Origin of the sequence: Vibrio sp. LB10LO1, from assembly GCF_010092875.1 — a bacterium.
In the GTDB taxonomy this organism is placed as follows: domain Bacteria; phylum Pseudomonadota; class Gammaproteobacteria; order Enterobacterales; family Vibrionaceae; genus Vibrio; species Vibrio campbellii.
The window spans coordinates 1-1,802 of sequence record NZ_JAADJW010000083.1 but is presented as its reverse complement, the minus strand read 5'-3'; the positions used below and the strand labels follow the sequence as shown (position 1 = coordinate 1,802).

Annotated in this window: 2 protein-coding genes and 1 pseudogene; 2 read left to right on the top strand and 1 reads right to left on the bottom strand. The window is 39.6% G+C overall.

The genetic code is table 11. From position 1 onward, the window contains the following. Positions 1-97: 97 nt before the first annotated feature. Together GXP65_RS24895 and GXP65_RS24890 are read left to right on the top strand one after the other, a co-directional pair. Positions 98-889 (top strand): hypothetical protein, encoded by a 792-nt coding sequence (locus tag GXP65_RS24895; protein ID WP_240335030.1) that lies wholly within the window; start codon positions 98-100, stop codon positions 887-889. 250 nt (positions 890-1,139) lie between these two features. Further along, positions 1,140-1,391, top strand: a complete 252-nt coding sequence (locus GXP65_RS24890) for a hypothetical protein (RefSeq protein WP_130349921.1) — start codon at positions 1,140-1,142, stop codon at positions 1,389-1,391. 139 nt (positions 1,392-1,530) lie between these two features. Here the strand turns inward: GXP65_RS24890 and GXP65_RS25395 are convergent. Then, positions 1,531-1,746: pseudogene (locus GXP65_RS25395) on the bottom strand (hypothetical protein); the annotation flags it as partial. Positions 1,747-1,802: the final 56 nt, after the last annotated feature.

The following is a 1,802-nucleotide window of genomic DNA, read 5'->3' as shown; positions in this document are numbered from 1 at the left end:
CGGTTGATGCAGAAAATCGGCTTAAATCTGTGTCCGGTATTTGTTGACCACTACAGTAACGTACAGGAAATCAACTCAAAGAGACGCTCTAAAAGGTGTGCGAACTCAGATTGCCACTTATCGAATTAAGTACGAACAAGTAGATGACTTGTTAAGTACACCTGCTCACGTGGGCTTAGGTATGTCTGTTGCTAGAGAATTAGAATTGCTAGTTCCAGATTCAGATAGTGCTTTAAGCATAATCAACTTTCTAGAAGACAAAAAGAACATTGATTACCTAACCCAAGCTTCTTATCTTGGGTTGGAAAATGCTAGTAAAATTCAAGAGGCAGTTGAAGTCAGTAAAGAAATTCAATTGTTATCAACTTCTGGTCAAGAAATGTACCCAATAACAAGTAAGTTGATTTCAATTTTATCTCTATACCCATCATCAGTTCTAGAAACTTTAAATAGAACAGAATATTTAACTAATTTGTTCCAAGATGAAGACGCAATAGCATCTTTGAAAACTCGCATAGACAGTGATGCCATTCAACCAACTGTTTTCCGAGAAATAGCTCTTTGGGTTACTTTAGTTGCAGATCGACTCTGTGGGAACCTTGCTGATCCCATAGCTGAAAACGCACAACCAATAGTAGAAATAATCTCTAATCTTTTTGAGTCTTCTACGGATCGTAAATTGCTTAAATTGAGTCGAGCCGAACGTAGGCAACAAGAAAAAATCTTCACTCGACTTAGAATGAACGATATTGAAGAGCCTCATGAAATAATCTTTGAGCTACTTAAGTTTTATAAACCGTACTTAGATTCTGAAGATTGGGATACGCTTGTTGAGTGTAAAACCTTGCTTGGTGTTGTTCATCAAGAATTTGCAGAGCTAGACACTTAACAAAGCATTTAAGAGTGATTCCCAACGCATGGCATTTTTCATTCCATCGTTGTGCTTTGTGTTTACGGTGGTTTGGTTAAGTTTCGTGGTAGCGTTGCTCACACCTTAATGCGGCGTTATGTGCCAGTTCCGAAAGCTCAATTTGAAGTGCCTCGAAACTATCCCCTGTTAATCCCTTGGAGCTGAATACTTGCTCTAATATGCACTGAGTTTTCTACTAACTCATTGGGTGGCAGAAGTGACTGGTGAAATGACGGAAATGGCAATTTCCAGCTATCTTGGCTGGTTGTTGCTTCTAATGGGTACATATCCTTTCCTGCTTGTTGGTGTCAGTATGTTTTTCTATGACATTGAACGTAAACATGCCTTGCGGTGGTTAAACGGAATAAGCTTTCTACTAGCAGCGTTTCTTCTCTATATGCACATGCAAACAGAAGTTATCTATGGTCAAGAATTACTGGAAGCTTGGTATCGAGACAACCCAGAAGACAGACCTCAATAAAAAGCACATAACAATAAATTTAAGCAGATTCGCAACGTTTGGCATTTTTGGTTTGAATTGGCTTAAGTGTCTACGGCACAATGCTTTAGGTTCAGTGGTGGCGTTGCTCACTACTTAATTTGGCGTTATGTTGTTCCCACTAGCTGTAACTTTCGGGTAGTAGGGAATTTCCTGAATTATCAGCAAGGTAGACCAGAGCATCAATCACTCTAAGCGGTGATAACACGTTGTCTTTATCGCAGTCATCTAGTTCAAATGTAAGGTAAATGAGGTCGCGCTCTACCTTTAGAAATAGGTTTCCTTGAGGTGGTCTTTCTTGCGTTAAAGCGAACTCTCCGATTCCGAGAAAGTGTGAATGTAGTGGTCAACAAATACCGGACACAGATTTAAGCCGATTTTCTGCATCAACCG